Genomic DNA, 25404 nt, shown 5'->3' with positions numbered 1-25404 from the left:
GCCATGCAGCAGCAGCGCTTCTATGGGTGCATCGGCATCGGCCAGCACCCGGTCCGCACCGCCCCCCGCGCCCGCGCAGGCATGCACGGCCGGGGCCAGCGTGTCGGCCCACAGCAGCTCCTGGCGCCGCGCCGACCAGCGCGGAAAGCGCCCGCAAAAGGCGCGCTCGCCCTCCACCGGCTCGGCCTGGCCCGGCGCGGGCGCGGCGCGCGTGGCCTGCAGCTGCGCGCCCACGCGGCGCGCGGCCTGCACCAGCTCCGGGCCCAGCAGCTCCAGCCGCTCGCGGGTGAGGCGAAAGGCCGGCCCGGCCACGCTGATGGCGCCGCGCAGCCGGCCTTCGCCGTCCACGATGGGTGCGCCCACGCAGCGCACGCCGGCAACGATTTCCTCGTCGTCCAGCGCCCAACCGCGCGCGGCCGTGAGCTTGAGCTCGGCCTGCAGCCGGCGCCGGTCGGTGATGGTGTTGGCGGTGTGGGCACTGAGCGTGAGCTCCCTGACCAGCACGTCGCGCTGCGGCCCGGGCAGCGCCGCCAGCATCGCCTTGCCCTGGCTGGTGCAGTGCAGCGGCTTCCTCTGCCCAAGCGCCGAGGCCGAGCGCTGGCTGTGCGCGCCGTCGCAGCGCTCCAGCAGCAGCGTCTGCATGCCGTCGAGCACGCACAGGTAGGAGGTCTCGCCGGTGAGGTCGCGCAGCGCGCGCAGCTCCAGCCCGGCCGCGGCCACCAGGTCCGGCATGGCGTAGGCGGCGCGCGCGTACTCGAAGCAGCGCAGGCCCAGCGCATAGACGCGGCGCTGCGGATCGCGGCGCACCAGGTCGCGCGCCACCAGCGCGGCCAGCAGCCGGTACAGCGTGGTGCGCGGCAATTGCAGCCGCGCCGACAGCTCGGCCTGGCTCAGGCCCTGCGGGGCCTGACCTATGGCCTCCAGCACATCCAGCGCTTTGTCCAGGGCCGCAGTGCCCTCGTGGCTGGACGAACCCATTCGAAAAACTCCCTTGGAACGGCGAAGCCGCGCATCCTAAAGGCGCAGGAGCCCTTCGCGCAGCGCAATGTCCACATGCACGCTGCGCGGCGACGGCCGCGCAGCCGTCGCCCCAAGCGCTCAAGGCCTGGACGCCGGCGGGCCGCCCGCGGGCGGTTCGCCGCCGGGCACCGGCTGCGCGGGCGGCTCCAGCGCCAGGTCCAGGCTGGCGCCGGGGTCCTCCTCGCCGGCCGTGGACTCCTCGGACCAGTCCACCGGCGCAGGGACATGCGCATCGGCCGGATGGGCAGCATCGGCCTCATGGGCCTTATTGGCCGCGTCGGCGGGAACCGGGGGTTGGGCAGCAGGATCAGGGCTCATGGCACCACCTCGCGCAAGCTTGGAGCGCAGACGAGCTGCAATCGGCGCGCCTGCGCCGCGCCGGCAGGGCTTTTTAGGCCGCCCCATCGAAAAACACGCCAGCAGCGGCGGCTGCAGCCGCGCAGCCCCCGAGGCTCGAACCAGGCCGCACGACAAGCGGCACGTGGTTGCCCGCACAACCGGCGGCGGCGTCCGGCAGGGCCGGTGCGGGCGCAATGTCACAATGACAGCTTTTCAACACGTTGAACACGCATGAACCGCAACGATCTTGCTGCCCTGCTGGCTGAAAAGCACGAACTCTCCAAGGCTGCCGCCACCCGCATGCTGGACACGGTGATCGACGCCCTGTGCACCGAGCTCAAGAAAGGCAAGCCCGTCGCGATCTCCGGCTTCGGCAGCTTCAAGCTCGGCCAGCGCGCCGCGCGCGTGGGCCGCAACCCCAGCACGGGCGACAAGATCAAGATCGCCGCGCGCAAGCTGGTGAAGTTCACGCCCTCGACGGCGCTGGCCGGCCTGGTCGATCCGAAGTTCGCCAAGGCCCGCGCCGAGAAGGCCGCCGCCAAGCAGGCCGCCAAGCCCGCCGCCGCGCCGGCGAAGAAGGCCTCCGCCAAGAAAGCGGCCGCTGCGCCGGCCCCGGCTCCGGCCAAGAAGGCCGCCGCCCCCGCCAAGAAGGCCGCCGTGGCCGCCGCGCCGGCCCCGGCCAAGAAGGCCGCTGCGAAGAAAGCTGCCGCCAAGAAGGCCTGAAGCACCTGAAAGGCCTGCAGGCATTGCGGCGGCACCGCCCGCCGCAAGCCCACACGAGAAAAAGCCCCGCACCGCGGGGCTTTTTCGTTGGCGCCTCGGCGATCAGGGCGTCACTTGCCCTTGCCGGCCGCCGCCTCGGCGGCCTTGTTGTCCTCGACCTTGGCCTCGGTGGGCCGCTTGTCGGACACGCGCAGCGAGCGCTCGAAGCCCTGGCGCAGTTCCTTGGCCGCCAGGTGCTGCGCCGACTTGGCGTTGCCCACCGCCGGCGCCATGCCGAAGAACTCGTGCGTCACGCCCGCAAAGGTCTGGGACTTGAAGGACACGTGGGCCTTCTTGAGCGCGCGCTCCAGCAGCTCGCCGTCGCTGCGCAGCGGGTCGATCTGCGCGCGTATGAGCGTGACCGTGGGCAGCAGGCTCAGGTCGGCGCGCAGCAGGTCCACGCGCGGGTCCTGCTTCTGGCCGGGAGAGGAGAACACCTTGTCGGCGAACCAGCCCATCATGGCCTTGTTCAGCGGCTTGGCCTGCGCGCTGTCGCGGTACGAGGGCGTGTCCAGGTCGGTCAACTGCACCATCGGATAGACGGCCAGCACGTGCTGCGGCGGCGTCATGCCGGCCTGCCGCGCGGAGATGGCGGTGGACAGCGCGAGGTTGGCGCCGGCGCTCTCGCCGGCCAGCGCCAGCCGCTTGGGATCGCCCTGCAGGTCTGCGGCGCGCTCGGCCACCCAGTGGTAGACGGCCAGCGCGTCGTCGTGCTGCGCCGGGAACTTGTGCTCAGGCGCCAGCCGGTAGTCCACCGACACCACCACGGCCTTGACCAGGCCGGAAAGCGCACGCGGCGCGGCGTCGTAGCTTTCCTTGCTGCCCAACACCCAGCCGCCTCCGTGGAAGTAGACGATCACGGGCCAGGAGCCGCCCTCCTTGGGCGTGTACACGCGCGCGGGCAGCGGGCCGGCGGCGCCGGGAATGGTGCGGTCGGTGGCGGTGACGTCGGGGGTGATCCTGGCCGGGTCGCTCTCCTTGTCCTGCGACTTGAGCAGCGCCTTCACCGCATCGGCCGGCGTGGGCTGCTTGCGCGCCTCCTCCACCGTCAGCGTCTCTATGGGCTTGGGGCTCATGGCCGCCAGCGTGTCCAGCACGGCGGCCATGTCCTTGTCGGCCTTGTAGCGCGTGCCGGTGCGGGCATCGAGCTTGTCGGCCGCCATGGCGCCTTGCCATGACAGCGCCGCGCCCAACCCCAGGGCGGCGGCAAGCGCCCACGGCCTGGGCAGGCCGGACCGCGGGGTGTAGGGATGCACGCGCAACATGGCAACTCCAAAAGAATCCGGGGTGGATGTGCGCGGCCACGGGCAAGCGATGTACCTGGAAAACGGTGCCGGCCCCCAGGCCCGGCCACAGCGCCCCAAGGCCACAGACCCAATGCAAAAAGCCGGCATCCCCTCGGGGAAACCGGCTTTCGCACAAGCATTTGGAGCGGGAAACGAGACTCGAACTCGCGACCTCAACCTTGGCAAGGTTGCGCTCTACCAACTGAGCTATTCCCGCGGGGAATTCGGCACGTCACCGCAACCCTTCGACAGGCTGCGAACGACGACACGGCGATGCATGGATGGAGCGGGAAACGAGACTCGAACTCGCGACCTCAACCTTGGCAAGGTTGCGCTCTACCAACTGAGCTATTCCCGCAGGGATCCAGCGCATCGCAGCGACCGTGGTGGCTGAAAACAACCCAACGACAGCGGACAAAATGGAGCGGGAAACGAGACTCGAACTCGCGACCTCAACCTTGGCAAGGTTGCGCTCTACCAACTGAGCTATTCCCGCAGGGGATTCGGTGCATCACTGCAACCGCTTTGTCCGCCAGCATTAGTTTGCTGACAGCCGACGCGGCGATGTGTTGGTCTCGCTGGCTCACTGGGTGAGCCTTTGAAGCATCGCTGCGTCGTTGGCGTGGGGCGCATTGTAGAACAGTTTTTTGGCCGTTCCGAGCCTGGGTCATAAAAAGTGCAGATCCGTTGCGCCGCGCGTGCGCCCGGCCCCTGCGGCACGGGCTTCTTCAGTACACGGCGCCGCCGGCTTGTTCCGAGGTCAGCACGCCCGCTTCGGCGTTCACCTGGTAGCGCGCGGAGAGGCCGCTCCAGGTCGAGAGATTGAAGTTTCCGCTTGCCGTGATCTTGTCCACCTGCACGTTGCGAAAGGTCAGCGGCTGCTTGGGCGCGCACACCGTGGGCGCCATGAGCGGGCGCAGGAAGTAGGCGCCGCGCCCCTCGTAGCCTGGTTGCGTGAGCAACGTGGCCTGCAGACCGTCCAGCAGCACGGCCACGCCCGCATCCACGCCCACGCCGCGGATGGCGTCGAAGCCGCTCACGCGCTGGTCCTGGATGCTGCGCGCCAGGAAGGCGAGCATGCGTCCCATGCGGTCGCGCGCGGCGAAGTGCGAGTCGGTGATGTCGGCCTCCAGCCCCGAAACGGTCAGGAAGCCGCTGTCCAGGCTCACGCGCTTGTTGTAGGGGTCGGAGAGCGCATCAGAGCTTGCCAGCGTGCCGTTGAGCGCGGCGAAGTCCAGGGCGCCCATCACGGCCAGCCCGGCGCTGATGCCGCCCACGGGCACGTTGCGCCGCTGCAGCGCCTTGATGGCGTCGTGCAGCGCGGTGCCGCTCCAGAGCTTGACGTAGTCGCTCTGGTCGCCGCCGGCGATGAACAGCACTTCCGCGCGCAAGACGCGGTCCACGACGAAGGGATCGTTGGCCGCGTCGCGCGTGGCCACCACCAGCGTCTCCACCGAGTCCACGCCGCCTATGGTGTCGAAGACGTAGGACTGGTAGCCGTCGTCGCCGCTGGCGCGAATGACCACGAAGTCGCCGCCGCCGGCGCGCTGCACCAGCCAGCGAAAGGCGCCGTCCACGTCGGCCTCGCCGCCCATGAGCGCCGCGCCCGCGCGCCGCGGTGCAGGCAGCACGCGGTCCGCGGCACTGCCGGTGAGGTAGTACTCCCAGCCCTTGCCCTTGCGCGTGACGGTGTTGGCCGCCAGCGCGCTGCCCAGCAGGGCCGGCAGCAGGCACAGCAGCAGCAGTGCGCGCAGGCCCAGGCGCCGTGCCGGCGCGGTCCAGTTGTCCATGATGGGTTTCTCCCTTGCGATGGGTTGGCGGCAACTCTGAAATGCCCGGCATCGCGGCGTGAGCCACCCGCGGGCGCGGGCGATGCTCCCGGCGCCCGCCAACAGCGTCAATGCGCACCCTCACCCGCATTCATGGGCATGTGCTTTGCCCGTATCGTGGTTCCCTCAACCGACTCTCGCTATGCCTATGCCTACGGATGCGCACACCGAGATTTACCGCCGCCTCTCCAAGATAGAAAACGAGCTTGTGCAGGCCGCCCAAGCCAGCGCCGTGGTGCGCGGCGTGGCGCCGGACCTGCGGCAATGCCTGCAGCAGCTCAGCGAGCAATCGCAGCAGGCACGCGCGGCGCACCTGCGCAGCCGCGACGAGGGCGTGGCCTCGGCGCTGCGCGAGCTGGAAATGCTGGCCGAGCAGGCCTGCGAGCTTTCGGACACGCGCGACGGCGACGCGCGCCGCGTGCTGCGCCCGGGCCTGGAAGAGGCGCGCCAGGACATCCGCGACCTCTGCCACCAGTTGGGGCTGCACCGCGACGGCGACGGCGCCGGCCGCCCCGCGGCTTGAGGACCCAGCTCGCCGCGGCGCTGGCGCCGGCCGGCATGGCTACAGTGGCTGCAGCGACCGGCAAGCTGGGAGGCGCATGAATTCCAATCCCGTCCTGGTACAGGCCTGGCGCGGCGGCGTGGTCGAGTCGCGCCACCGCGGCAGTTGCGCGGTGCTGGACGCCGACAGCAGCGTGCTGTGGTCCGTGGGCGACATCTACACGCCCGTCTTCCCGCGCTCGGCCGTCAAGCTGCTGCAGGCGCTGCCGCTGGTGGCCAGCGGCGCGGCCGACGCGCTGGGCCTGGACGATGCCGCCCTGGCCCTGGCCTGCGCCTCGCACGGCGGCGAGGAGGTGCACGCCGCAACGGCTGCCGCCATGCTGCGCCGCGCCGGGCTGGACGACACGGCGCTGGAATGCGGCGCGCACTGGCCCTACTTCGAGCCCGCCGCGCGCGCCCTGGCCGCCGCCGGCCGCCTGCCCTGCCCGCTGCACAACAACTGCTCCGGCAAGCACGCCGGCTTCCTCTGCCTGGGAGCGCACCTGGCAGGCGATCGCGACGCGCGCGGCTTCGTCGCCGGCTACGTGCGGCGCGAACACCCGCTCATGCGCGAGATCGAGCACGCGCTGCAGGCGGCCACCGGCTGGGACCTGGCCCGCGCGCCCTGCGGCACCGACGGCTGCTCCATCCCCGCGCACGCCATTCCGCTGCGCCAGCTCGCGCTGGCCTTCGCCCGCGCCGGCAGCGGCGTTGGGCTGCCGCCCGGCATGGCCGGCGCGGCGCGGCGGCTGCGCCAGGCCATCGCGAAACACCCCTTCCTGGTCGCGGGCAGCGAGCGGGCCGACACGCTGCTGATGCAGGCGCTGGGCGAGCGGCTGTGCTGCAAGGTCGGCGCCGAGGGCATGTACTGCGCCGCGCTGCCGGAGCTGGGCCTGGGCCTGGCACTCAAGATGGACGACGGCGCCGCGCGCGCCGCCGAGGTGGCCCTGGCCGCGCTGGTGCAGGCGCTGCTGGAGCTGGACGCGCCACAGGCCGCCGCCGTGGCGGCCTGGAGCCCGCGCCCGCTCGTCAATTGGAAGGGGCTGGACGTGGGCGCGCTGCGTGCTGCGGACACGTTCAAGGCCGCGGCCCGCGCCGCCGGCCGCAACATGGGAAGGTTTGCGGGATGAACGACCCCGTCTTTTCATTGCACCGCGGCCGCACGCCGCTGCTGCTGAGCCTGCCCCACGTGGGCACGGCGATACCGGCCGATCTGCAGCCGCGCCTGATGCCGCGCGCGCTGGAGGTGGAGGACACCGACTGGCACCTGGAGCCGCTCTACGCCTTCGCGCGCGAGCTCGGCGCCACGGTGCTGGCCGCGCGCTTGAGCCGCTACGTGGTGGACCTCAACCGCCCGCGCGAGGACACGCCCATGTACAGCGGCGTCAACACCACGGGGCTGTGCCCGGTGAACTTCTTCACCGGCGAGCCGCTGTACCGCGAGGGCCAGGCGCCGGACGCGGCCGAGGTGCAGGACCGTTGCGCGCGCTACTGGCAGCCCTACCACGACGCGCTGCGCCAGGAGCTGCAGCGGCTGCGGGGCGAGCACGGCCACGCCGTGCTGTTCGACGGGCACAGCATCAAGTCCGCGCTGCCCTGGCTGTTCGCGGGCGAGCTGCCCGCACTCAACCTGGGCACGGCCGACGGCGCGAGCTGCGCGCCCTCGCTGCGCCAGGCCCTGGGCGAGCTGCTGCAAGGCCAGGACGAGTTCAGCCACGTCATCGACGGCCGCTTCAAGGGCGGCTACATCACGCGCCACTACGGCCGGCCCGATCAAGGCCAGCACGCCGTGCAACTGGAGATGTGCTGGCGCTGCTACATGGCCGAGACCGCCCCCTACCAGCTCGACGGCGCGCGCGTGGCGCGCATCGAACCCCTGCTGCGGCGCATGCTGCGGCTGCTCACCGAATGGAGACCCTCGTGAACCTTGAGCCGCTCAACTTGTGGGCGCCCCGCGCCTGGCTGCCCGGCGGCTGGGCCGAGCAGGTGCTGCTGCGCAGCGACGCCACCGGCCACTGGTGCGAGGTGCGGCCCAATGCCGGGCTGCCCCCGCCGGGCACGCTGGCGCTGGGCGGGGCGGTGCTGCCCGGGCTGGTGGACGCGCACAGCCACGCCTTCCACCGCGCCTTTGCCGGCTTGGCCGAGCGCTTCGATGCGCCCGGTGCCGGGCTGCACTCCTGGGGCGCCATGCGCGACCACGTGGCCGGCCGCCTCACGCCGGAGCTGCTGCAGGCCGTGGCCGCGCACCTGTATGTGGAGCTGCTGCACGGCGGCTACACGCACGTGTGCGAATTCCACGACCTGCACGACCAGGCCGACGGCAGCCCTCTCCCCGACGACGCGCAGCGCATGGCCTGGGCGCTGGCCGACGCGGCGCAGGAGGCCGGCGTGGGCCTGACGCTGCTGCCCGTGCTGCGCGAGCGCGCAGGCAGCAGCGGCGAGCCCTTGGGCGAAGGCCAGCGCCGCTTCGGCCGCGGCCTGGAGCGGCTGCTGCAGGAAGTGCAGGCGCTGCAGGAATGCAAGCGCCCCATGCTGTGCGTGGGCCTGGGCGTGCACGCGCTCTCGGCGGTGACGCCGCAGTCGCTGGCGCAACTGGCGCGCGAGGCCGGGCCGGACTTGCGGCTGCACATCCAGATCGCCGAGCACCAGGCCTACGTGCGGGCCTGGCGCGAGGCCACCGGCGCCAGCCCCGTGCAGTGGCTGGCGCAGCAGGGGTTGCTGAGCCCGCACTGGACGCTGGTGCACGCCACCCACGTCAGCGACGAGGAAGTGCGCGCCGTGGGCCAGGCCGGCGCCAGCCTGGTGCTGTGCCCAAGCAGCGAGGCCAACTTGGGCGACGGCCTGGCCGACCTGGCGCGCTGGATAGAGGCCGGCGTGCCCGTGGCCGTGGGCTCGGACAGCCAGGTCACGCGCACCTGGCGCGAGGAGCTGCGCTGGCTGGACTACGGCCAGCGGCTGCTGCGCCAGCAGCGCCAGGGCCAGTCGCGGCCCAACACGCCCAGCACCTCCGGCGCCGGGCGGCTGTGGACCATGGCGCAGCAAGGCGGCGCCGCGGCCGCGGGCATGAAGCACTGGGGCCTGGTCGAGGGCGCGCGGGCCGATCTGCTGGTGGTGGACACCTCGGACGCCAGCCTGCTGGGCACGCCCGCGCCGCAGTTGCTCGACGCCGTGGTGTTCTGCAGCCCAGGCCGGCCCTGGCGCGACGCGGTGGTGGGCGGGCGCTTCGTGGTGCGCAACCACGTGCACGCGCACAGCGCCGGCATCGCCGGGCGCTTCGAGCGGGCCATGCGCAGCCTCTGGAGCCTTTGAAAAGCGGTTACAAAGGAGCTGGGGCAGCCCCATGCCCCTGTCTTCAAGTGCAAGGAGAGAGCCGATGACCACTGCCCTCGAGATCCTGAAGTCCAAGCCCAACCAGGAAGTGATTGCGGTGCAGCCGCACGCCACGGTGTACGAGGCCATCAAGCTGATGTGCCAGAAGAACATCGGCGCCGTCCTGGTGATGGAAGGCGACGCCGTCGTCGGCATCTTTTCGGAGCGCGACTACGCCCGCAAGATCGTGCTGCAGGAGCGCGCCTCCAAGAGCACGGGGGTGAACCTGGTGATGTCGCCCAACGTGATGTTCGTGAATCCCAGGCAGACCGCCGAGGAGTGCATGGCGCTGATGACGCAGAACCGGCTGCGCCACCTGCCCGTGATGGAGGGCGGCAAGCTGCTGGGCATGATCTCCATCGGCGACCTGGTCAAGCACATCATTTCCGACCAGCAGTTCCTCATCGAGCAACTGGAGCACTACATCGCCGGCCATCCGGTGACGCCGGCCTGAGGCTGGCTGCGCGCGGGCGGCGCCGCGCTCAGACGAAGGCCTTCCCGGGCCCGGCGCCGTCCTACAAGTCCGCACGGCGGCGGACTATGGGCCTGGAGCCCCGCCGGCGCTGCAATGGCGCCATCAAGACGACCCCGACACGCCCGCCGCCATGACCAGCTCCCGCCCGCTTTCCGACGCCGACGCCCGCCGCGACGAGCTCGACCCCCAGGACCCCATGGACTCTTTGGCCGCCAAGGCGGCCACCAACCCCTTGGGCGCCGGCCTGGGTGCCGCGGGCGGCGCCGCCGCTGGGGCCGCCGCGGGCATGGCCGCCGGCCCCGTGGGCAGCCTGGCCGGCGCGGTGCTGGGCACCATCGCCGGGGCGCTGGCCGGCGGCTCGGCGGAAAGCTCCTGGCACAAGAGCAGCGGCACCGAGCACTGGAGCCGCCTCTACGGCAGCCGCCCCTACGCCGGCGAGGGCGCGCGCTTCGAGGACTGGGGCCCCGCCTACGCCTACGGCGAGGCCATGTACGGCCGCCAGAGCGGCCCGCGCCGCTGGGACGACACGGTGGAGTCGGAGCTGGGCCACGGCTGGGAGGCCGAGCGCGCCGCCTCCGGCTCCGCCCTGCCCTGGGACCACGCCCGCCACGCCGCGCGCGACGCCTGGGAGCGGCTGCACGACAGGGCCGACAACGACCCGACGCGGCCCGGGCACGACATTGCCGGCTGAAGCGGCGGCGCTTGACGGCCCGCGCGCCATAAAAAAGGCCGCTGTCGCGGCCTCCACGTCGTTGCCGCCCGGCCGCTGCTGCCGGGCGTTGCCCCATTCGCTTCAGTGATGCGCCTTGCTGCGCGGCGTCTTGTCGGACAGGCCCGGCACGTGCACGGCCAGCATCACGGGCTGCTCCTCGCCTTCCGTCGTGAACAGCGTCTGGCGCACCATCAGCGCCACGGTGGCGGGGTTCAGGCCCTCGGTGGGATGCGTGCCGGCCTCCGCCACGCTGCGGTACAGCGGCGCCGGCAGCAGCATGGCCAGCTCCAGCGACAGTTCGTTGGCCCGCTCGTAGTCTTCCAGCGGGGAGCTCTTGTCCAGCGCACCGGCCAGCACCAGGTACTGGGCCACCTTCTCGACGATGTCGATCTTCTCGCGCGCGGGCAGGTCCTTCATTCTTCGACTCCTTCTTGAACAGGGGCGCGAGGGTAGCAAAGAGCGCCTGCTGACCTCGGCGCAAGGGAGTCCTTGCCGACCGATGGGCGGCCGTGGCCGCAGGCAATCTTCCCGCCCCGCCGCAGGCGGCCTGCTCTGGAGCCGCCCGCGGGCGCGGCCCAGACTGCGCGGCTCCCACCACAGCCCGCAAGCCACCATGCTGCCCTTGTCTCCCGCCCCGCGCTCGCGCCTGCGCCTTCTGCGTGCCGCCACCGCCGCCCTGCTGCTGGCCGGAGCGCTCAGCGGCCATGCCGCCACCCCCGAGGCCGAACCGGACCATGACCGCTTCGAGCAGGCGGTGCGGCAGGCCGTGACGCCCGCCGTGGCCTCCAGCCTGGCGGGGCTGAAGGTGCTGCATCTCAGCGGCGACGTGGGGCCCTGGCTGGACACCGGCCTGGCCCTGTCTCCCGGCCAGCCGGTGACGCTGCTGATGCGCGGGCAGGTGTGGTGGTCGCGCGCGGCGCGGCTGTCGCTGTCGCCGGCCCTGGCGGTCTGGGCCCAGGTGGGCCCGCAGGGCGAGATCTTCAACGGCACCCGCGATACCCACGGCTTCGTCGCCGCGGACGCGGGCAACCTGCGCCTGAAGCTCCTTCCCGCCCTGTCGTGGACCGACCCGCATGGCGCCTACGCGGGCGAGCCGCCGGCGGTGAACCCGGATGCGGGCGGCGGCGTCAGCGTGGCCGTGCTCGCCTGGAAGCCAGGCACCGACGTCGCCGCGCAGCTGCAGGCGCTGGCCCGGCACGCGCCGCTGGCCCCCTGGGCGCAAGGCGAGCTGCGCCGCCTGGCCGAAGGCACCGTGCCGCCGCCCGCGGGCTGGCAGTACTTCTGGCCTTTGGGCCGCGCCGAGATCTTCTCCCGCGCCCGCCCCGAGGCCGGCGACCCGGAGGGCGGCGCCATCGCGGTGCACACGCACGGCGACGTGGGCATCCTGCAGAAGGACGCGCCCTTCGCGCTGCGTCCCGGCACGCGGCTGCAGTGGCGCTGGCGCGTGGACGCGCTGCCCTCGGCGCTCCCGGAGGACAGCGTGCCCACCCACGACTACCTCAGCGTGGCCGTGGAGTTCGACAACGGCCGCGACCTGAGCTTCGTCTGGAGCCAGGGCCTGCCGCAGGGCCATGCCTTCGCCTGCCCGCTGCCGGCTTGGCAGCAGCGCGAAACGCACCTGGTCACGCGCAGCGGCACGGCCGGCCTGGGCCAGTGGCAGGCCGAGGAGGTGGACCTGCTCGAGGCCTACCGCCACGCCGTGGGCGGCCCGCTGCCGGCGCGCGTGACGCGGGTCTGGCTGATCGCCAACAGCGTGTTCCAGAAGCACGAGGGCCGCGCCCGCTTCGCCGGCATCGCGCTGGTCGATGGCCAGCGGCGGCTGCACGTGGATTGAGCGCCGGCGCCTCGCACCGCCGCGCAAGGCCCCCCCTAGCGCGGCGCCAGGAACGTGGCCTCGATGTCCAGCGTGGCGCGCACGCCCAGGTCGGCGCGGTGCCGGGTCAGCCAGCGCCGCGCCGCCTGGTGGCCCATGCGGAACAGCGACTGCAGGAAGGCCGCGCTCGTGTCCAGCTTGGTGGCCGCCTCCAGGTGCGCGAGCTCGCCCTCGTCGGCAATCATGTGCAGCCGCAAGTCCTTGTAGCGCCCGCGCTCTATGCGCTCCTCGGCCAGCAGCCGCTGCACGAAGGCGATGGCGCGCATCTCGCCCACCAGCGCCGAGTTGAAGCCGATCTCGCTGACCCGGTCCGCAATGGCCAGCGCCGTCTGCGGCGTGGCCGGCCGCCGCAGCGGATTGATCTTGACCAGCAGCAGGTCCGCTTCCGGCGTCTCGTAGATCAGCGGCCACAGCGACGGGTTGCCCACGTAGCCGCCGTCCCAGTAGGGCTCGCCGTCGATCTCCACGGCGCGGAACAGGTGCGGCAGGCAGGTGGAGGCCATGAGCGCGTCCAGCGTCAGCGTCTTGCCGCTGAACACGCGCGGCTGCCCGGTGTGCACCGAGGTGGCGATGACGAACAGCGTGGGCGCCGGAGCCACGCACTGCAGCGCCGCCACGTCCACGTGCCGCGCCACCAGGTCGCGCAGCGGGTTCAGGCCCAAGGGGTTGAGCTGGTAGGGGCTGAAGCTGCGCGCCCACGTGGCGAACCAGTCCGAGGGCGACCACCCCCACAGCGGCGCGGGCGCGGGCTGCGTCCAGCCCGGCAGCGCCGGGGGCTGCAGCGCGCCGAAGCAGCGCCCGGCGCGCGAGACGTCCTCCCAGAACGCGCGCAGCGCCTGGCGCGCGCCCTCGTTGCCGCCGCGCAAGAGGCCCGTGGCCAGCACCGCGGCATTGAGCGCGCCGGCGCTGGTGCCGGAGATGCCGGCAAAGCGCAGCGTGCCGTCCTCCAGCAGCGCGTCCAGCACGCCCCACGTGAAAGCGCCGTGCGAGCCGCCGCCTTGCAGCGCCAAGTCCAGCGCAAAGGGTTGCACATCGCTCATGCGGAAGCGTCCTCCTGGGTGTCGTTGTTGGATGTGTCGTCCGCCGCCGCGCTGGCGCTGCCGTGGGCGTTCAGGAGCGCCTGCAGTGCCTGCAGCGTGTCGGCCTCGTGCAGCGGCTTGTCGGTGCGCAGCCGCAGCATGCGGGGGAAGCGCAGCGCGATGCCGCTCTTGTGCCGCGGGCTGCGGGCGATGCCCTCGAAGCCCAGCTCGAACACCAGCGCCGGCCGCACGCTGCGCACGGGGCCGAACTTCTCGACCGTGCTGGCGCGTATGACGCGGTCCACCTCGGCGAACTCGGCATCCGTGAGCCCGGAGTACGCCTTGGTGAAGGGGACGAGCTGCAAGTCGCCGGCCGGCGCGCGGCGCGCGATGGCGTCGGCCACCGCTTGCGCCTCGGCCGCGTCGCGCGGCGAGCGGCTCCAGACGGCGAAGGTGTAGTCGGTGTAGACGCTGGCTCTCCGGCCGTGGCCGCGCTGGGCATAGACCAGCACGCCGTCCACGGTCAGGGGCTCGATCTTCCACTTCCACCACAGGCCTTCGGACTTGGTGCGCCCGGCGCCGTAGGGCGCCTGGCGCTGCTTGAGCATCAGCCCCTCGACGCCGCGCTCGCGGCTGGCGGCGCGCTGCGCGGCCAGCGCGTCCCAGGTGGCCTCCTCCAGCAGCGGCGACAGCGGCAGCCCGGTGCCGGCGGCCAGGGCCTCCAGCCGCTCGCGGCGCAGCAGCAGCGGCTGGCCGCGCAGGTCGCGCCCGCCGTCCTCCAGCAGGTCGTAGGCCAGCAGCGTGACGGGCGCCTCCTGCAGCAGCTTGCGCGGCAGCGTCTTGCGGTTCAGGCGCTGCTGCAGCAGCGCGAAAGGCGCGGGGCGGCCGTCCTGCCAGGCCAGGATTTCGCCGTCCACCACCGTGCCGTCCGGCAACGACTGCGCCAGGGCCACGACTTCCGGGAAGCGTTCGGTGACGAGCTCCTCGCCGCGCGACCAGATCCAGCACTGCCCCGCGCGCCGCACCACTTGGGCGCGGATGCCGTCGTATTTCCATTCGACGATCCAGTCCGCGGGCACGCCCAAGCTGTGGGCAGGCGCTTCCAGCGCATGGGCGAGAAAGAAGGGATAGGGCTGGCCGCTGTCGGCCGGCGCGATGGCGCCGTCGTCGGGCGCCAGCAGCGCCAGGAAGCGCACGGCGCTGGGCGGCTGGCGGGCATCGGTAAAGCCCATCATGCGCTGGGCCATGAGCTTGGGGTCCAGCCCGGCGTGCTCGGCCAGCGCGCGCTGCACCAGCAGCTTGCTCACGCCCACGCGGAAGGAGCCGCTGATGAGCTTGCACAGCAGGAAGCGCCCGGCCGTCTCCAGGCCGCCCCACCACTGCGCCAAGCACTGCGCTTGGTCCTGCGGGCTGCGGCCGCGCAGGGGCAGCAGCCGCGCCTCCATCCACTCGGCCAGGCCGATGTCCTCGCCGCCGAGGCTGGCCGGCGGCGGCAGCACCAGGGCGATGGTTTCGGCCAGGTCGCCCACGGCCTGGTAGCTCTCCTCGAACAGCCAGTCGGGGATGCCGGCCAAGGTGCAGGCGGTGGCGCGCAGCAGCGCCCCGGGCACGCTCTGGCGCGGCTTGCCGCCGGCCAGGAAGTACACGGCCCAGGCCGCGTCGGCCGGCGGCGCGGCGGCCAGGTAGCGCCGCAGGGCCGCCACCTTCTCCAGCGTGGCGGTGCGGGCGTCGAGCTCGGCGTAGAGCTGGGCAAACAGGCGCATGGGGCGATCATGCCGCGCCCCGCTTGAGGCCTTGGGCGCACGCCGCTTGCCACTGTCCTGGACATACGGCCTTTTGAGGGCCGCAACCCCAGCAAAGGAAAAGCATGCAAGTTCAAGTCAACCACGACGACCACGTGACCGGCCGCGAGGACATGGAGCGCGAGATCGCGCTGATGCTCGAAGGCGAGCTTGACCGCTATGCCGACCACATCACGCGCGTGGAAGTGCACCTGAGCGACGTCAATGCCGACAAGCTGGCCGACGACGACAAGCGCTGCCTGCTGGAGGCGCGCGTGGCCGGCCAGGGCCAGCTCACCGCCAGCCACCAGAGCGGCGACATGCGCACCGCCATCGACGGCGCCATCGACAAGCTGCTGCGCGTGCTAGACAGCAGCCTGGGCAAGTCGCTGGACAAGACCAAGACGGCGCGCGAGACCATACGCCGCGACGGCGTGGAAGGCTTGACCGAAGGGCTCTGAAGCCGCTGCCCTGGAACCGGCCCGCCGACAGGCCGGCGGGCCGGTGCGGCGCCGCCTCAATGCGACATCAGCACCGGCACCGTCATGGACTGCAGCAACGTGCGGGTGACGCCGCCCAGGGCCATTTCCCAGGCGCGGGCGTGGCCGTAGCCGCCTATGACGATGAGGTCGGCGTCCACGTCCGCCGCGCGCGACAGCAGCGCCTCGGCCACCGGGGCGTCCGGCGTCCACGGTGAGAGCAGCCGCTCGGCGATGGACGGCTCGCGGCTGCGCTGCAGGCTGCACGCGGCGTGCACGCCGTGCGCGGCCAGATAGGCCTTGAGCGGCTCCAGCGAGGGCACCTCGTCGTCGCCGCGCACGTAGCGCACCAGGTCCACGCTCGTGGCGCGGCGCAGCAGCGGCAGCGCGTCGCGCAGGGCGCGGGCGCTTTCGCGGCTGCCGTTCCAGGCCAGCAGCACCCGGCGCACGGCGCGCGGGCGCTGGCCGCCGTGGCCGTCGGTGTGCGGGACGAACAGCAGCGGGCAGCCCGCGGCCATCAGCAGCCGCCCGGCCAGGCCGGGCTCGGTGCCGTCCGGCGTCTCGGGGTCGTGTTGGCCCAGCACCAGCAGGTCGGCGCAGCGCACGTGGCGCAGCAGCGTGGGCAGCGGGTCGCCCAGCACGCTCTCGAACGGCAGCGGCCGCCCGCGCTCGGCCGCGATCTCGTCGGCCAGCAGCCGGGCCTGCTCCATGCGGCCGCGGTCGCTGTCCATGCTGAGCTGGGTGGCGATGGTGGTGGCCTCCGGCGTCAGGTAGGCCGCCGCGGGCGTGGCCTCCACGGCATGCACGGCCTCCAGCCCGGCCCCGTGCTCCCCGGCCAGTGCGGCAGCCCACAGCGCCACCTCGCGGGCGTGCGGACTGTCGCTGACGTGCACCACGATCCTGCGCAAGTCGCTCATGCGGTGACTCCTTGGCGGCGACGGGTGAAGACAAACGGTCGGCACCCGGCGGCGCTGCCGCTCCGCCGCCGCGGGCGCCCAGGCATCGTAAGTCCGGCGCGGGCCGCCGCCGCGGTGCTTGCGCCGCATCAGGCCTTCACCCGGGCGCGCGTGCTCAGATGGCCCGGGGAGAATGACCCGGCTCAACGATGAGGAACGTGCGCGCAGTGATGCCCGAAGTCCACGACACGCCCGCCCCCGTGCCCTGGCACGCCCTGCCTGCCGACGAGGCGCTGCGCTGCCTGCACGGCGACGCCGCCCGCGGCCTGGACGCCGCGCAAGCCGCCCGGCGGCTGCAACGCGACGGTGCCAACGAGCTGCCGCAGGCGCCGCCCACACCCTGGTGGCGGCAACTGCTGCACCAGTTCGCCAGCCCGCTGATCGCGCTGCTGGCCGGCGCGGCGGCGCTGTCGCTGGCCATGGGGCATGTCAGCGACGCGGGCGTGATCCTGGCCGTGGTGCTGGTCAACGCCCTCATAGGCCTGGCGCAGGAGGGCCGCGCCGAGCGCTCCATGGCCGCGCTGCGCCGCCTGGCCGTGCTGCAGGCACGGGTGCTGCGCGGCGGCGTGGAAACGCTGGTCCCCGCGCGCGAGTTGGTGTCCGGCGACGTGCTGCTGCTGGCCGCGGGCGATGCCGTCACGGCGGACGCGCGGCTGCTCCAGGCCGCGCAAGTGCAGGCGGCCGAGGCGGCGCTCACCGGCGAGTCGGTGCCGGTGATGAAGGCGCCTGCCGCGCTGCCCGCGGACACCGCGCTGGCCGACCGCCAGAACATGCTGTGGGCCGGCACCCAGCTCACCGCCGGGCGGGCCCTGGCGGTGGTGGTGGCCACGGGCGCGCGCACGCAGATCGGCGCCATCGCGCGGCTGACCGAGGGCACGCGCGAGCCGCCCACGCCGCTGGAGCAGCGCATCGCACAGTTCGGCCGCCGGCTGGTGGTCGCCGGGATGGTGCTGTTCGTGGGGGTGATGGCGCTGGGCCTGTCGCGCGGCATGGCGGCCGTGGAGCTGCTCATGGTGGCGGTGAGCCAGATGGTGTCGCTGGTGCCCGAGGGGCTGCCCGTGGCCATGACCATCGCGCTGGCGGTGGGCATGCAGCGCATGGCCGGACGCGGGGCGCTCATACGCCGCCTCTCCGCCGTGGAGACGCTGGGCGCCACGAGCGTGATTTGTACCGACAAGACCGGGACGCTGACCCGCAACGAGATGACGGCCTGCGCCCTGTGGCTGGCGGACGGCACCGCCGCCACCGTCACCGGCGCCGGTTACGCGCCCACGGGTGAGCTGCGCGCCGAGGGTGCCCCCCTGCCGGCTGCAGCCCTGTGGCCGCTGCTGCGCGCCGCCGTGCTGTGCAACGACGCCCAACTGCTGCCGCCGGACGCCGGGGACGGCGCCTGGACCGTGCTGGGCGACCCCACCGAGGGCGCGCTGCTGGTGCTGGCCGCCAAGGCCTCGCTGGACGCCACCGAGGAGCGCGCCCAACTGCCGCGCGCGGGCGAAATCCCCTTCGACGCCGACACCAAGCTCATGGCCACGCTGCACCACGACGCCGCGGGCGCGCTGCTGCAGTTGAAAGGCGCGCCGGAGGCGCTGCTGCGGCTGTGCGGCGATGCCGGGGCGGTGCAGGCCGCGCGCGCGGCGGCCGAGGGGATGGCCCAGCGCGCGCTGCGCGTGCTGGCCATCGCCGAGGTGCGCGGCGCGGCGGCGGACGGCGCCGTGCAGGCCGCGGCCCGCGGCGGCGCCGAAGCGGCCTTCGCGGGGCTGGCGGGCCAGGCGCGGCTGCTTGGGCTCATCGGCCAGATCGACCCGCCGCGCGAGGAGGCGCGGCAAGCCGTGGCCGAGTGCCGCGAGGCGGGCATCCGCACCCTCATGCTCACGGGCGACCACAAGCTCACCGGGCTGGCCATCGCGCGCGAGCTGGGCATCGCCCGCGACGGCGACCTGGCGCTGGACGGCGCGGAGCTGCAGCGGCTGTCGGACGCCGAGCTCCAGGCGCTGCTGCCGCGCCTGGCCGTGTGCGCGCGGGTGCAGCCGGCGCAGAAGCTGCGCATCGTCGAGGCGCTGCAGTCGCACGGCGAGGTGGTGGCCATGACGGGCGACGGCGTCAACGACGCGCCGGCGCTGGCGCGCGCCGACGTGGGCGTGGCCATGGGCATCGCCGGCACCGAGGTGGCCAAGAGCGCCGCGCGCGTGGTGCTCACCGACGACAACTTCGCCACCCTGGTGGCGGCCGTCGAGCAGGGCCGCGTGGTGCGGGCCAATCTCGGCAAGCTGCTGGTCTACCTGTTCGCCACCTCGCTGGACGAGGTGGTGGTGCTGCTGCTGGCGCTGCTGGCGGGCTACCCGCTGCCGCTGGCGGCGGTGCAGATCCTGTGGATCAACCTCGTCACCGAGGGCACGGTGACCATCAACCTGGTGATGGAGCCGGCCGAGGGCGACGAGATGCGCCATCCGCCCCGCCCCCGCCTGGAGCCGCTGCTGGGCGCGGCGCAACTGTGGCGGCTGGCGCTGCTGGTGCCGGTGAGCTCGGCCATCACCTTCGGCTGGTTCGCGTGGCGCACGCACCTGGGCGCGCCGGCCGACGTGGTGCAGACGCAGACCTTCACGCTGCTGGCCATGACGCAGTGGTTCAACGTGCTCAATTGCCAGTCCGCCACGCGCTCGGCCCTGAACCGCTCGCTGCTGCGCAACCGCTGGCTGTTGGGCGGCCTGCTGCTGAGCGTGGCGCTGCAGGCGGCCGTGCTGTGGTGGGGGCCGCTGAACGCGCTGTTCCACACCGTGCCGCTGGGCTGGGACGAGCTCTGGCCGCTGCCGCTGGCCGCCAGCGTGGTGCTGTGGGTGGAGGAGGCGCGCAAGGCGCTGGCGCGGCGGCGCCTGGGGCGGGCCCGCCGCTCAGGCGGGTTGAGCGCGGATCAGGGCTTGAAGGCGTCGTGAGCCTGACCGGAAGAGTCGCCGGTGCGGCGTGCGGTGCGGCGTGGGTGGGCGCGGCCGCGCGGGGTCAGGGCAGCGCCTCGTACAGCCCGTCCACCATGGTGTTGCCGGTGAGGTGGCGCACTTCCAGCCGGTAGGCCAGGAAGTCCATGGAGCGGCCCGCTTCGATGGTTTGCGACAGCGAGGCGGCGGTGCCGGGGTTGTTGGCGTAGATCACGCCCATGGGCGAGGGGCCGCGGTTGAACACGCGGTACCAGCGCGCGTTGGTGCCGTCGGTGTTGAAGATCAGTTGGCGCTGGCCCGGGGCTAGGCGTATCAGGCCGGGAGTGGTCATGCAGCAAGCCCTCTTGGGGACGTAGGTCGGTCGCAGGCGTTCACCCGGAGCCCTTTGGGCGATCCTGGAAAACCCGGAATGGTAGCCCGTGGCGCAGGGGCTTTTCGTGACGCGGCGCCGCGGCGGCGACTCCGCCGCGCGCGGCGGGCCACACACCCCACCCGCTATGCTGTACGCATGCACAGCCCCGCCGCCCCGCGCTGGATCGCCCACCTCGACATGGACGCCTTTTATGCGTCCGTCGAGCTGCTGCGCTATCCGGAGCTGCGCGGGCTGCCGGTGGTGGTGGGCGGGCGGCGGGCACACCAGCCGCAAACGCTGGCCGACGGCACGCGGCGCTTCGCCAAGCTGCGCGACTACGCCGGGCGCGGCGTGGTCACCACCGCCACCTACGCCGCGCGCGCCTACGGCGTGCACTCGGCCATGGGCTTGATGAAGGCGGCTCAACTCGCGCCTGACGCCGTGCTGCTGCCCGCGGACTTCGACGCCTACCGCGACATGTCGCGCCGCTTCAAGGCCGCCGTGGCCGAGATCGCGCCCGTCATCGAGGACCGCGGCATCGACGAGATCTACATCGACCTCACCGAGCTGCCCGCCCTGCGCGAGCGCGTGGGCCATGACCCGCTCTCCAGCGTGCGCGCCCTGGCGCAGGAAATCCGCAACAACGTGCGCGCCGCCACGGGGCTGACCTGCTCCATGGGCGTCACGCCCAACAAATTGCTGTCCAAGATCGCCTCGGAGCTGGACAAGCCCGACGGGCTGACGGTGCTGACCATGGCCGAGCTGCCCACAAGGATCTGGCCACTGCCGGTGCGGCGCATCAACGGCATTGGGCCCAAGGCCGGCGCCAAGCTGCAGGCGCTGGGCCTACGCACCATCGGCGAGCTGGCGCAGTGCGAGGCGCCGTGGCTCATCGAACGCTTTGGCCGCAGCTACGGGCAGTGGCTGTTCGACGCCTCGCACGGGCTGGACGAGCGGCCCGTGGTCACGCACAGCGAACCCGTGTCCATCAGCCGCGAGACCACTTTCGAGCGCGACCTGCACGCCGTGCGCGACAAGGCGCAGCTCTCCGAGGTCTTCACGCGGCTGGCGCAGCAGGTGGCGGCGGACCTGCAGCGCAAGGGCTACGTGAGCCGCACCCTAGGCATCAAGCTGCGCTTCGAGGACTTCAAGACCGTCACCCGCGACCTGACACTGCCCGCGCCCACGGGCGACGCCGCCGCCATCCGCCGCGCCGCGGGCCTGTGCCTCAAGCGCGTGGACCTCTCCCGCCGCATACGGCTGCTGGGCATACGCGCCGGGTCGCTGGCGCGGCCCAACGCCGCGGCGCCGGCCGTGCGCGCCGCTACCCGCAAGGCGGCGCCCGACACGGCGGCGGCGCCTGCCGCCCCGCTTGCCGCGCAATCCGAGCTGCCGCTGTTCGATTCACCGGCCTGAGCAGGGCGTCAAGCACGCGGCACGTGCAGACAGCTCAAGGTTGTTGCATATGCACGCCCGTGCAAATCCACATTGACGTCAGGCCTTGTGGCGGCCTGGGACATGGAGCAGTCCTGACGTCACAGTGCCGGCGTCACCGGGGTGCCTGACTTGGTGTTGACCCTGGGTTTTTGACGCCGGTGTGTGCTTCAAACGGGCCCGCCGGGGTGGCCGGGGGTGCTGGCACGGTCCTGGCAATAAGGACGGTGCAGCTTCGATTCGCCCCATAGCCTGCAAATGCAGCAGGGGCCTTTTTGCAGACAGATCACCGCTCAACAGGAGACACGCATGGACATGCTCGAACCCGGCAAATTCGGTTTCCCCGTCAACTTCAAAAAGCGCTACGGCAACTTCATCGGCGGCCAGTGGGTTGAGCCGGCCAAGGGCCAGTACTTCGAGAACATCACCCCGGTGACCGGCAAGGTGTTCTGCGAGATCCCCCGTTCCACGGAAGAGGACATCGAGCGCGCGCTGGACGCCGCCCACGCCGCCAAGGCCGCCTGGGGCCGCACCTCGCCCGCCGAGCGCTCCGCCGTGCTGCTGAAGATGGCCGACCGCATGGAGCAGAACCTGGAGCTGCTGGCCACGGCCGAGACCTGGGACAACGGCAAGCCCATCCGTGAAACCATGGCCGCCGACCTGCCGCTGGCCATCGACCACTTCCGCTACTTCGCCGGCTGCGTGCGCTCGCAGGAAGGCTCGATCAGCGAGATCGACCACGACACCTTCGCCTACCACTTCCACGAGCCCCTGGGCGTCGTCGGCCAGATCATTCCCTGGAACTTCCCGCTGCTGATGGCCGTGTGGAAGCTGGCCCCCGCGCTGGCCGCCGGCAACTGCATCGTGCTGAAGCCCGCCGAGCAGACCCCCGTGTCCGTGCTGGTGCTGATGGAAGTCATCGGCGACCTGCTGCCCCCGGGCGTGCTCAACGTCGTCAACGGCTTCGGCGTGGAAGCCGGCAAGCCGCTGGCCTCGTCCAAGCGCATCTCCAAGATCGCGTTCACGGGCGAAACGGGCACCGGCCGCCTGATCATGCAGTACGCCAGCCAGAACCTGATCCCGGTGACGCTGGAGCTGGGCGGCAAGTCGCCCAACATCTTCTTCGCCGACGTGATGGACAAGGACGACGCCTTCTTCGACAAGGCGCTCGAAGGCTTCGCCATGTTCGCGCTGAACCAGGGCGAGGTCTGCACCTGCCCCTCGCGCGCCCTGGTGCACGAGTCCATCTATGACGCGTTCATCGAGCGCGCCATCAAGCGCGTGGCCGCCATCAAGGCCGGCAACCCGCTGGACAAGAGCACCATGATCGGTGCCCAGGCCTCGGACGAGCAGCTCAAGAAGATCCTGTCCTACATGGACATCGGCCGTGGCGAAGGCGCCGAGTGCCTGATCGGCGGCGAGCGCAACAGCCTGGGTGGCGACCTCGAAGGCGGCTTCTACATCAAGCCGACCGTGTTCAAGGGCCACAACAAGATGCGCATCTTCCAGGAAGAGATCTTCGGCCCCGTGCTGTCGGTCACGACCTTCAAGGACGAGGAAGAAGCCCTGGCCATCGCCAACGACACCAACTTCGGCCTGGGCGCCGGCGTGTGGAGCCGCAACATGAACACGGCCTTCCGCATGGGCCGTGGCATCCAGGCTGGCCGCGTGTGGACCAACTGCTACCACGCCTACCCGGCCCACGCGGCCTTCGGCGGCTACAAGCAGTCCGGCATCGGCCGTGAGACGCACAAGATGATGCTGGACCACTACCAGCAGACCAAGAACCTGCTGGTCTCCTACAGCGAGAACAAGCTGGGCTTCTTCTGATCCCAGGCACGGCGGGGCCCTGCCCCGCCCGCCAGGTTGATGACAGCTCAAACAGCCTTGCAAGGCGGCGGCGCAATCCGCCGCCTTTTTCGTTTCAACGATGTCCGGCGCCTGTCCGGTCCTGGAGCTTGTTCATGTCCGAACCCGACACCTCTTCCGCCGCCGGCGCCGCCGAGGGCACGGCCATCACCGACGTGCCGCAGGTGCTGGCCACCGCGGCGGCGCTGTCGCTGCTGGAGCGCGTGCGCGCGCAGCACGGGCCGCTGATGTTCTACCAGTCGGGGGGCTGCTGCGACGGCAGCGCGCCCATGTGCTATGCGCGCGGCGAGCTGCTGGTGGGCGACGGCGACCGGCTCTTGGGCCATGTGGGCGGCGAGCCCTTCTACATCGCCGAGGCGCTGTTCGAGTACTGGATGGGCTCGCAGCTCATCCTGGACGCCGAGCCCGGGCGCGGCGGCATGTTCTCGCTGGAAGGCGGCACGGGCGAGCACTTCGTTTCCCGCGCGCGGCTGTACAGCGACGCCGAGTGGCTGTGGCTGCAGGCCCACGGGCGGGTGTGAACAGGCCTTCCCCACCGCCTGCAGGCGGGGCCCGCGCTAGTCGTGCGCCGGGGGCTGCGCTGTCTCGCCCATGCGGCACATGAACTCGTACTCCAGCAGTGCCAGGGAGGCGGCCTCGTCGAGCAGGCCGTTGACGCTCAGGCCGCGCTGGCGCGCCACCTCGCGCAGCCGGCGCACGGTGTCGGCCGGCAGCCTCAGCGTCAGCCGCACGGGCTCGTCGCAAGGGGTCGTGCGTCTAGGGGTGCGATTCATGGCGGTCCGAACCCCCAGGAGCGCAGCACCGACTGGCCCCCCTCGCCGAGCAGGAAGCGCGTGAACGCTTCGGCCGCGGGCGTGGCGCCTTGCAGCACGGCCAGGCCGTAGGTGGCGGCCACTTCCAGCTTCTGCGGCAGAGGCAGCACCTGCAGCGCGCGGCTCTCGCGCACGGCCAGCGTGGCGTTGGTGCAGTAGGTGATGAAGACGTCAGCCTGTTTCTCGTCCAGCAGCCAGGCGTAGACGCTGCGGCCTGGCGGCGGCGTGGGCGACGCGGGTCCACCGGCCAGTTGCAGCGCGCGGTCCTTGAGCCGCTGCGCCGAGCCCGGGCCGGCGGCGCCGCTGGACTCCACCTTGTCGAAGAAACGCCAGGCGTAGTCGCCGGCCGGATCGGCGCCCGGCGTGGAGGTGCCCACGCGCAGCGCCGGGTCGAGCAGCCGCTGCGCCACGTCCTGCCCGTTGAGGCTGAAGGACGGCGCGCCCAACAGGCACAGCGCGTTGCGGGCGAAGGGCCGCGCCGCGCCGGAGCGCCCGGCCGCGGCCAGCGCCTGCGGGTGCTCCATGTTGGCCGAGGCAAACACGTCGGCGCGCTCGCCGGCCAGCAGCTTGTCCTTGAGCAGCCCGGAGGGGCCGAAGTTGAAAGCGACGCGGGTGCCCGACTGGCGCTCGAACGCTTGGGCCGCCTCGGTCAGCGCCGTGCGCAGGCTGCCGGCCGCATACACCGTGACGCCGGCCGGCACGGCCTCAGGCGCGGCTGCAGCGGACTGCGCCGCCGCGCCGCCGGCCACGATGGTGGACAGGCCTGCCAGCAGCGCGGTCCGCGCAACTTCCTGCAGAGGGGTGTGCCCACTTGGAGCACCGGAGGAAATCGACATGGGAACGTGGAACAGATTTGACGCCATTGTTTCGATTCCGTCCGCGGAACGCGATATGTGCGCCAGAGCATAACTGGCTGCTTGACGCCATCCCGGATACGGGCAGTACCGGCCGCCAAGCCACCCCAGGTACCGGGGACGATGCCCTCCCGGCATGCCGGCTGCATGTCCAAGGCCATCACCACGGGCCGCGAGATCGCGGGTGGTATTTCGAAGCTTGGGCAACCGAATTGCTGACATGCGCCAGCTGCGGGCAAGGATACCGAAGGGCATCGGATATTCGTCTGGAGCAGCAAGCGCAATTCCTGAATAAACCCAGATCGGACTTCAGGAAAATAAATTTTGCCGCGGCACCATCGTTGGCAACGGCCCGCGAAAGGGTCGGCGCGCCGCAAGCGCGCGCGACAAGTCTGCCCAACCGCAATAAGAAAACAATTGGGATGGACGGCCCTTGCCCATCACATCAATATTTCATCTCAAACCGCTGCTGCCGGAACCTGAATACCGCCGCCCGCGGGCCAATCGATTCCAGGAACAAATCCGGCGCAATTTGTGCCTTTTCCCGCAGCACTTGTCCGTTGACGATCAGCAGCCGGTTCGCGGGCTCGGCCGAATAAATACCGCCGCCCAAGGTCAAGGGCGGCAGCGCCTGGCGCAGTTGCGGCGGCAGCTCGGCCAGGGGCACGGCCGCAGCCGCGGGCGCGGGGGCTGCAGCCGGGGCGGCTGGCACT

The 25404-nt window shown here is 72.0% G+C and carries 25 protein-coding genes and 3 tRNA genes; 13 read left to right on the top strand and 15 right to left on the bottom strand.

The annotated features are described in order from the left end of the window. Together SM757_RS31260 and SM757_RS31255 are read right to left on the bottom strand one after the other, a co-directional pair. Positions 1 to 978: IclR family transcriptional regulator (locus SM757_RS31260; RefSeq protein ID WP_322468330.1), on the bottom strand; the 978-nt coding region annotated here is incomplete at its 3' end. Between the two features lie 120 nt (positions 979 to 1098). After that, positions 1099 to 1338 carry a hypothetical protein gene (locus SM757_RS31255; RefSeq protein ID WP_322468329.1) on the bottom strand — a complete coding sequence of 80 codons (240 nt, stop codon included), beginning with the start codon at positions 1336 to 1338 and terminating at the stop codon, positions 1099 to 1101. Positions 1339 to 1590: 252 nt separating this feature from the next. Between SM757_RS31255 and SM757_RS31250 the strand changes: the two genes are divergently transcribed. Further along, positions 1591 to 2082, top strand: coding sequence for an HU family DNA-binding protein (locus SM757_RS31250; protein WP_322468328.1), 492 nt, complete (start codon positions 1591 to 1593; stop codon positions 2080 to 2082). 110 nt (positions 2083 to 2192) lie between these two features. Here the strand turns inward: SM757_RS31250 and SM757_RS31245 are convergent, their stop codons facing one another. From SM757_RS31245 to SM757_RS31225, 5 genes are all read right to left on the bottom strand, one after another. Further along, positions 2193 to 3386 carry an alpha/beta hydrolase gene (locus SM757_RS31245; RefSeq protein ID WP_322468327.1) on the bottom strand — a complete coding sequence of 398 codons (1194 nt, stop codon included), beginning with the start codon at positions 3384 to 3386 and terminating at the stop codon, positions 2193 to 2195. Between the two features lie 162 nt (positions 3387 to 3548). Beyond that, a tRNA-Gly gene (locus tag SM757_RS31240) sits at positions 3549 to 3624 on the bottom strand. 65 nt (positions 3625 to 3689) lie between these two features. Then, positions 3690 to 3765, bottom strand: a tRNA-Gly gene (locus SM757_RS31235). Positions 3766 to 3827: 62 nt separating this feature from the next. Further along, positions 3828 to 3903 (bottom strand) — tRNA-Gly (locus SM757_RS31230). A 232-nt stretch (positions 3904 to 4135) separates the two neighbouring features. After that, a complete protein-coding gene (locus tag SM757_RS31225) occupies positions 4136 to 5197 on the bottom strand; it encodes a cyanophycinase (RefSeq protein WP_322468326.1) in 1062 nt (353 codons plus the stop codon). 181 nt (positions 5198 to 5378) lie between these two features. On the opposite strand from SM757_RS31225, the gene SM757_RS31220 reads away from it, so the two are divergent. The 6 genes from SM757_RS31220 (at position 5379) to SM757_RS31195 (ending at position 10311) form a co-directional block, all read left to right on the top strand. After that, complete coding sequence (locus tag SM757_RS31220) at positions 5379 to 5759, top strand: hypothetical protein (RefSeq protein ID WP_157119283.1); 381 nt, start codon at positions 5379 to 5381, stop codon at positions 5757 to 5759. Positions 5760 to 5835: 76 nt separating this feature from the next. Then, positions 5836 to 6906, top strand: coding sequence for an asparaginase (locus SM757_RS31215; RefSeq protein WP_322468325.1), 1071 nt, complete (start codon positions 5836 to 5838; stop codon positions 6904 to 6906). Next, on the top strand, positions 6903 to 7700 hold the full coding sequence (gene hutG / locus SM757_RS31210) for an N-formylglutamate deformylase (protein WP_322468324.1): 798 nt from the start codon (positions 6903 to 6905) through the stop codon (positions 7698 to 7700). The genes SM757_RS31215 and hutG overlap by 4 nt, the downstream gene beginning before the upstream one ends. Then, on the top strand, positions 7697 to 9085 hold the full coding sequence (locus SM757_RS31205) for an amidohydrolase family protein (protein ID WP_322468323.1): 1389 nt from the start codon (positions 7697 to 7699) through the stop codon (positions 9083 to 9085). The genes hutG and SM757_RS31205 overlap by 4 nt, the downstream gene beginning before the upstream one ends. 64 nt (positions 9086 to 9149) lie before the next feature. Next, a complete protein-coding gene (locus tag SM757_RS31200) occupies positions 9150 to 9599 on the top strand; it encodes a CBS domain-containing protein (protein ID WP_066342130.1) in 450 nt (149 codons plus the stop codon). A gap of 151 nt (positions 9600 to 9750) precedes the next feature. Further along, entirely contained in the window at positions 9751 to 10311 is a 561-nt protein-coding gene (locus SM757_RS31195) for a hypothetical protein (protein ID WP_322468322.1), read from the top strand. A 102-nt stretch (positions 10312 to 10413) separates the two neighbouring features. On the opposite strand, the gene SM757_RS31190 is transcribed toward SM757_RS31195, so the two are convergent. Next, a complete protein-coding gene (locus SM757_RS31190) occupies positions 10414 to 10749 on the bottom strand; it encodes a hypothetical protein (protein ID WP_066342128.1) in 336 nt (111 codons plus the stop codon). A gap of 196 nt (positions 10750 to 10945) precedes the next feature. On the opposite strand from SM757_RS31190, the gene SM757_RS31185 reads away from it, so the two are divergent. Continuing rightward, positions 10946 to 12166: a DUF3047 domain-containing protein gene (locus SM757_RS31185; protein WP_322468321.1), complete on the top strand. Its 1221-nt coding sequence runs from the start codon at positions 10946 to 10948 to the stop codon at positions 12164 to 12166. Positions 12167 to 12201: 35 nt separating this feature from the next. Here SM757_RS31185 and SM757_RS31180 read toward each other — a convergent pair whose 3' ends face one another. Together SM757_RS31180 and SM757_RS31175 are read right to left on the bottom strand one after the other, a co-directional pair. Next, positions 12202 to 13245, bottom strand: a complete 1044-nt coding sequence (locus SM757_RS31180) for a patatin-like phospholipase family protein (protein WP_066342126.1) — start codon at positions 13243 to 13245, stop codon at positions 12202 to 12204. Beyond that, positions 13242 to 14987, bottom strand: coding sequence for an ATP-dependent DNA ligase (locus SM757_RS31175; protein WP_322468320.1), 1746 nt, complete (start codon positions 14985 to 14987; stop codon positions 13242 to 13244). Before SM757_RS31175 ends, SM757_RS31180 begins: the two co-directional genes overlap by 4 nt. A 104-nt stretch (positions 14988 to 15091) precedes the next feature. On the opposite strand from SM757_RS31175, the gene SM757_RS31170 reads away from it, so the two are divergent. Beyond that, entirely contained in the window at positions 15092 to 15466 is a 375-nt protein-coding gene (locus SM757_RS31170; protein ID WP_084267948.1) for an HPF/RaiA family ribosome-associated protein, read from the top strand. A 56-nt stretch (positions 15467 to 15522) separates the two neighbouring features. Here the strand turns inward: SM757_RS31170 and SM757_RS31165 are convergent, their stop codons facing one another. Continuing rightward, complete coding sequence (locus tag SM757_RS31165) at positions 15523 to 16401, bottom strand: universal stress protein (RefSeq protein ID WP_322468319.1); 879 nt, start codon at positions 16399 to 16401, stop codon at positions 15523 to 15525. A gap of 209 nt (positions 16402 to 16610) precedes the next feature. On the opposite strand from SM757_RS31165, the gene SM757_RS31160 reads away from it, so the two are divergent. Beyond that, a complete protein-coding gene (locus SM757_RS31160) occupies positions 16611 to 19370 on the top strand; it encodes a cation-translocating P-type ATPase (RefSeq protein ID WP_322468318.1) in 2760 nt (919 codons plus the stop codon). A 64-nt stretch (positions 19371 to 19434) separates the two neighbouring features. Here the strand turns inward: SM757_RS31160 and SM757_RS31155 are convergent, their stop codons facing one another. After that, positions 19435 to 19701 (bottom strand): hypothetical protein, encoded by a 267-nt coding sequence (locus SM757_RS31155; protein WP_066342122.1) that lies wholly within the window; start codon positions 19699 to 19701, stop codon positions 19435 to 19437. Positions 19702 to 19878: 177 nt separating this feature from the next. Between SM757_RS31155 and dinB the strand changes: the two genes are divergently transcribed. From dinB to SM757_RS31140, 3 genes are all read left to right on the top strand, one after another. Beyond that, positions 19879 to 21138 (top strand): DNA polymerase IV, encoded by a 1260-nt coding sequence (dinB, locus tag SM757_RS31150; RefSeq protein ID WP_322468317.1) that lies wholly within the window; start codon positions 19879 to 19881, stop codon positions 21136 to 21138. Between the two features lie 327 nt (positions 21139 to 21465). Next, entirely contained in the window at positions 21466 to 22986 is a 1521-nt protein-coding gene (adh, locus tag SM757_RS31145) for an aldehyde dehydrogenase (RefSeq protein ID WP_322468316.1), read from the top strand. A 134-nt stretch (positions 22987 to 23120) separates the two neighbouring features. Beyond that, positions 23121 to 23546 carry a DUF779 domain-containing protein gene (locus tag SM757_RS31140; protein ID WP_322468315.1) on the top strand — a complete coding sequence of 142 codons (426 nt, stop codon included), beginning with the start codon at positions 23121 to 23123 and terminating at the stop codon, positions 23544 to 23546. 36 nt (positions 23547 to 23582) lie between these two features. Here the strand turns inward: SM757_RS31140 and SM757_RS31135 are convergent, their stop codons facing one another. From SM757_RS31135 to SM757_RS31125, 3 genes are all read right to left on the bottom strand, one after another. Next, the gene (locus SM757_RS31135) at positions 23583 to 23798 is read right to left on the bottom strand and encodes a CopG family transcriptional regulator (protein ID WP_322468314.1); all 216 of its coding nucleotides are present in this window, start codon (positions 23796 to 23798) and stop codon (positions 23583 to 23585) included. Further along, the gene (locus tag SM757_RS31130) at positions 23795 to 24673 is read right to left on the bottom strand and encodes a molybdate ABC transporter substrate-binding protein (protein WP_322468313.1); all 879 of its coding nucleotides are present in this window, start codon (positions 24671 to 24673) and stop codon (positions 23795 to 23797) included. The genes SM757_RS31135 and SM757_RS31130 overlap by 4 nt, the downstream gene beginning before the upstream one ends. 463 nt (positions 24674 to 25136) lie before the next feature. Further along, on the bottom strand, positions 25137 to 25404 hold a 268-nt coding region (locus SM757_RS31125), incomplete at its 5' end, for a general secretion pathway protein GspB (RefSeq protein ID WP_322468312.1).

Source organism: Azohydromonas lata (assembly GCF_034427735.1).
GTDB classification, from domain to species: Bacteria; Pseudomonadota; Gammaproteobacteria; order Burkholderiales; family Burkholderiaceae_C; genus Azohydromonas; species Azohydromonas lata.
The sequence above is the reverse complement of the archived record's forward strand: the minus strand, read 5'-3'. Positions and strand labels throughout refer to the sequence as shown.

Excerpts from the sequence above, each read along its gene's own strand:
- SM757_RS31250 (WP_322468328.1), top strand. The coding sequence starts at position 1,591 with ATGAACCGCAACGATCTTGCTGCCCTGCTGGCTGAAAAGCACGAACTC.
- SM757_RS31170 (WP_084267948.1), top strand. The coding sequence starts at position 15,092 with ATGCAAGTTCAAGTCAACCACGACGACCACGTGACCGGCCGCGAGGAC.
- dinB (WP_322468317.1), top strand. The coding sequence starts at position 19,879 with ATGCACAGCCCCGCCGCCCCGCGCTGGATCGCCCACCTCGACATGGAC.
- SM757_RS31165 (WP_322468319.1), bottom strand. The coding sequence starts at position 16,401 with ATGAGCGACTTGCGCAGGATCGTGGTGCACGTCAGCGACAGTCCGCAC.
- SM757_RS31200 (WP_066342130.1), top strand. The coding sequence starts at position 9,150 with ATGACCACTGCCCTCGAGATCCTGAAGTCCAAGCCCAACCAGGAAGTG.
- SM757_RS31140 (WP_322468315.1), top strand. The coding sequence starts at position 23,121 with ATGTCCGAACCCGACACCTCTTCCGCCGCCGGCGCCGCCGAGGGCACG.
- SM757_RS31180 (WP_066342126.1), bottom strand. The coding sequence starts at position 13,245 with ATGAGCGATGTGCAACCCTTTGCGCTGGACTTGGCGCTGCAAGGCGGC.
- SM757_RS31220 (WP_157119283.1), top strand. The coding sequence starts at position 5,379 with ATGCCTATGCCTACGGATGCGCACACCGAGATTTACCGCCGCCTCTCC.
- SM757_RS31215 (WP_322468325.1), top strand. The coding sequence starts at position 5,836 with ATGAATTCCAATCCCGTCCTGGTACAGGCCTGGCGCGGCGGCGTGGTC.
- SM757_RS31130 (WP_322468313.1), bottom strand. The coding sequence starts at position 24,673 with ATGTCGATTTCCTCCGGTGCTCCAAGTGGGCACACCCCTCTGCAGGAA.
- SM757_RS31225 (WP_322468326.1), bottom strand. The coding sequence starts at position 5,197 with ATGGACAACTGGACCGCGCCGGCACGGCGCCTGGGCCTGCGCGCACTG.
- SM757_RS31245 (WP_322468327.1), bottom strand. The coding sequence starts at position 3,386 with ATGTTGCGCGTGCATCCCTACACCCCGCGGTCCGGCCTGCCCAGGCCG.
- SM757_RS31160 (WP_322468318.1), top strand. The coding sequence starts at position 16,611 with ATGCCCGAAGTCCACGACACGCCCGCCCCCGTGCCCTGGCACGCCCTG.
- SM757_RS31175 (WP_322468320.1), bottom strand. The coding sequence starts at position 14,987 with ATGCGCCTGTTTGCCCAGCTCTACGCCGAGCTCGACGCCCGCACCGCC.
- SM757_RS31185 (WP_322468321.1), top strand. The coding sequence starts at position 10,946 with ATGCTGCCCTTGTCTCCCGCCCCGCGCTCGCGCCTGCGCCTTCTGCGT.
- SM757_RS31195 (WP_322468322.1), top strand. The coding sequence starts at position 9,751 with ATGACCAGCTCCCGCCCGCTTTCCGACGCCGACGCCCGCCGCGACGAG.
- hutG (WP_322468324.1), top strand. The coding sequence starts at position 6,903 with ATGAACGACCCCGTCTTTTCATTGCACCGCGGCCGCACGCCGCTGCTG.
- adh (WP_322468316.1), top strand. The coding sequence starts at position 21,466 with ATGGACATGCTCGAACCCGGCAAATTCGGTTTCCCCGTCAACTTCAAA.
- SM757_RS31190 (WP_066342128.1), bottom strand. The coding sequence starts at position 10,749 with ATGAAGGACCTGCCCGCGCGCGAGAAGATCGACATCGTCGAGAAGGTG.
- SM757_RS31255 (WP_322468329.1), bottom strand. The coding sequence starts at position 1,338 with ATGAGCCCTGATCCTGCTGCCCAACCCCCGGTTCCCGCCGACGCGGCC.
- SM757_RS31135 (WP_322468314.1), bottom strand. The coding sequence starts at position 23,798 with ATGAATCGCACCCCTAGACGCACGACCCCTTGCGACGAGCCCGTGCGG.
- SM757_RS31155 (WP_066342122.1), bottom strand. The coding sequence starts at position 19,701 with ATGACCACTCCCGGCCTGATACGCCTAGCCCCGGGCCAGCGCCAACTG.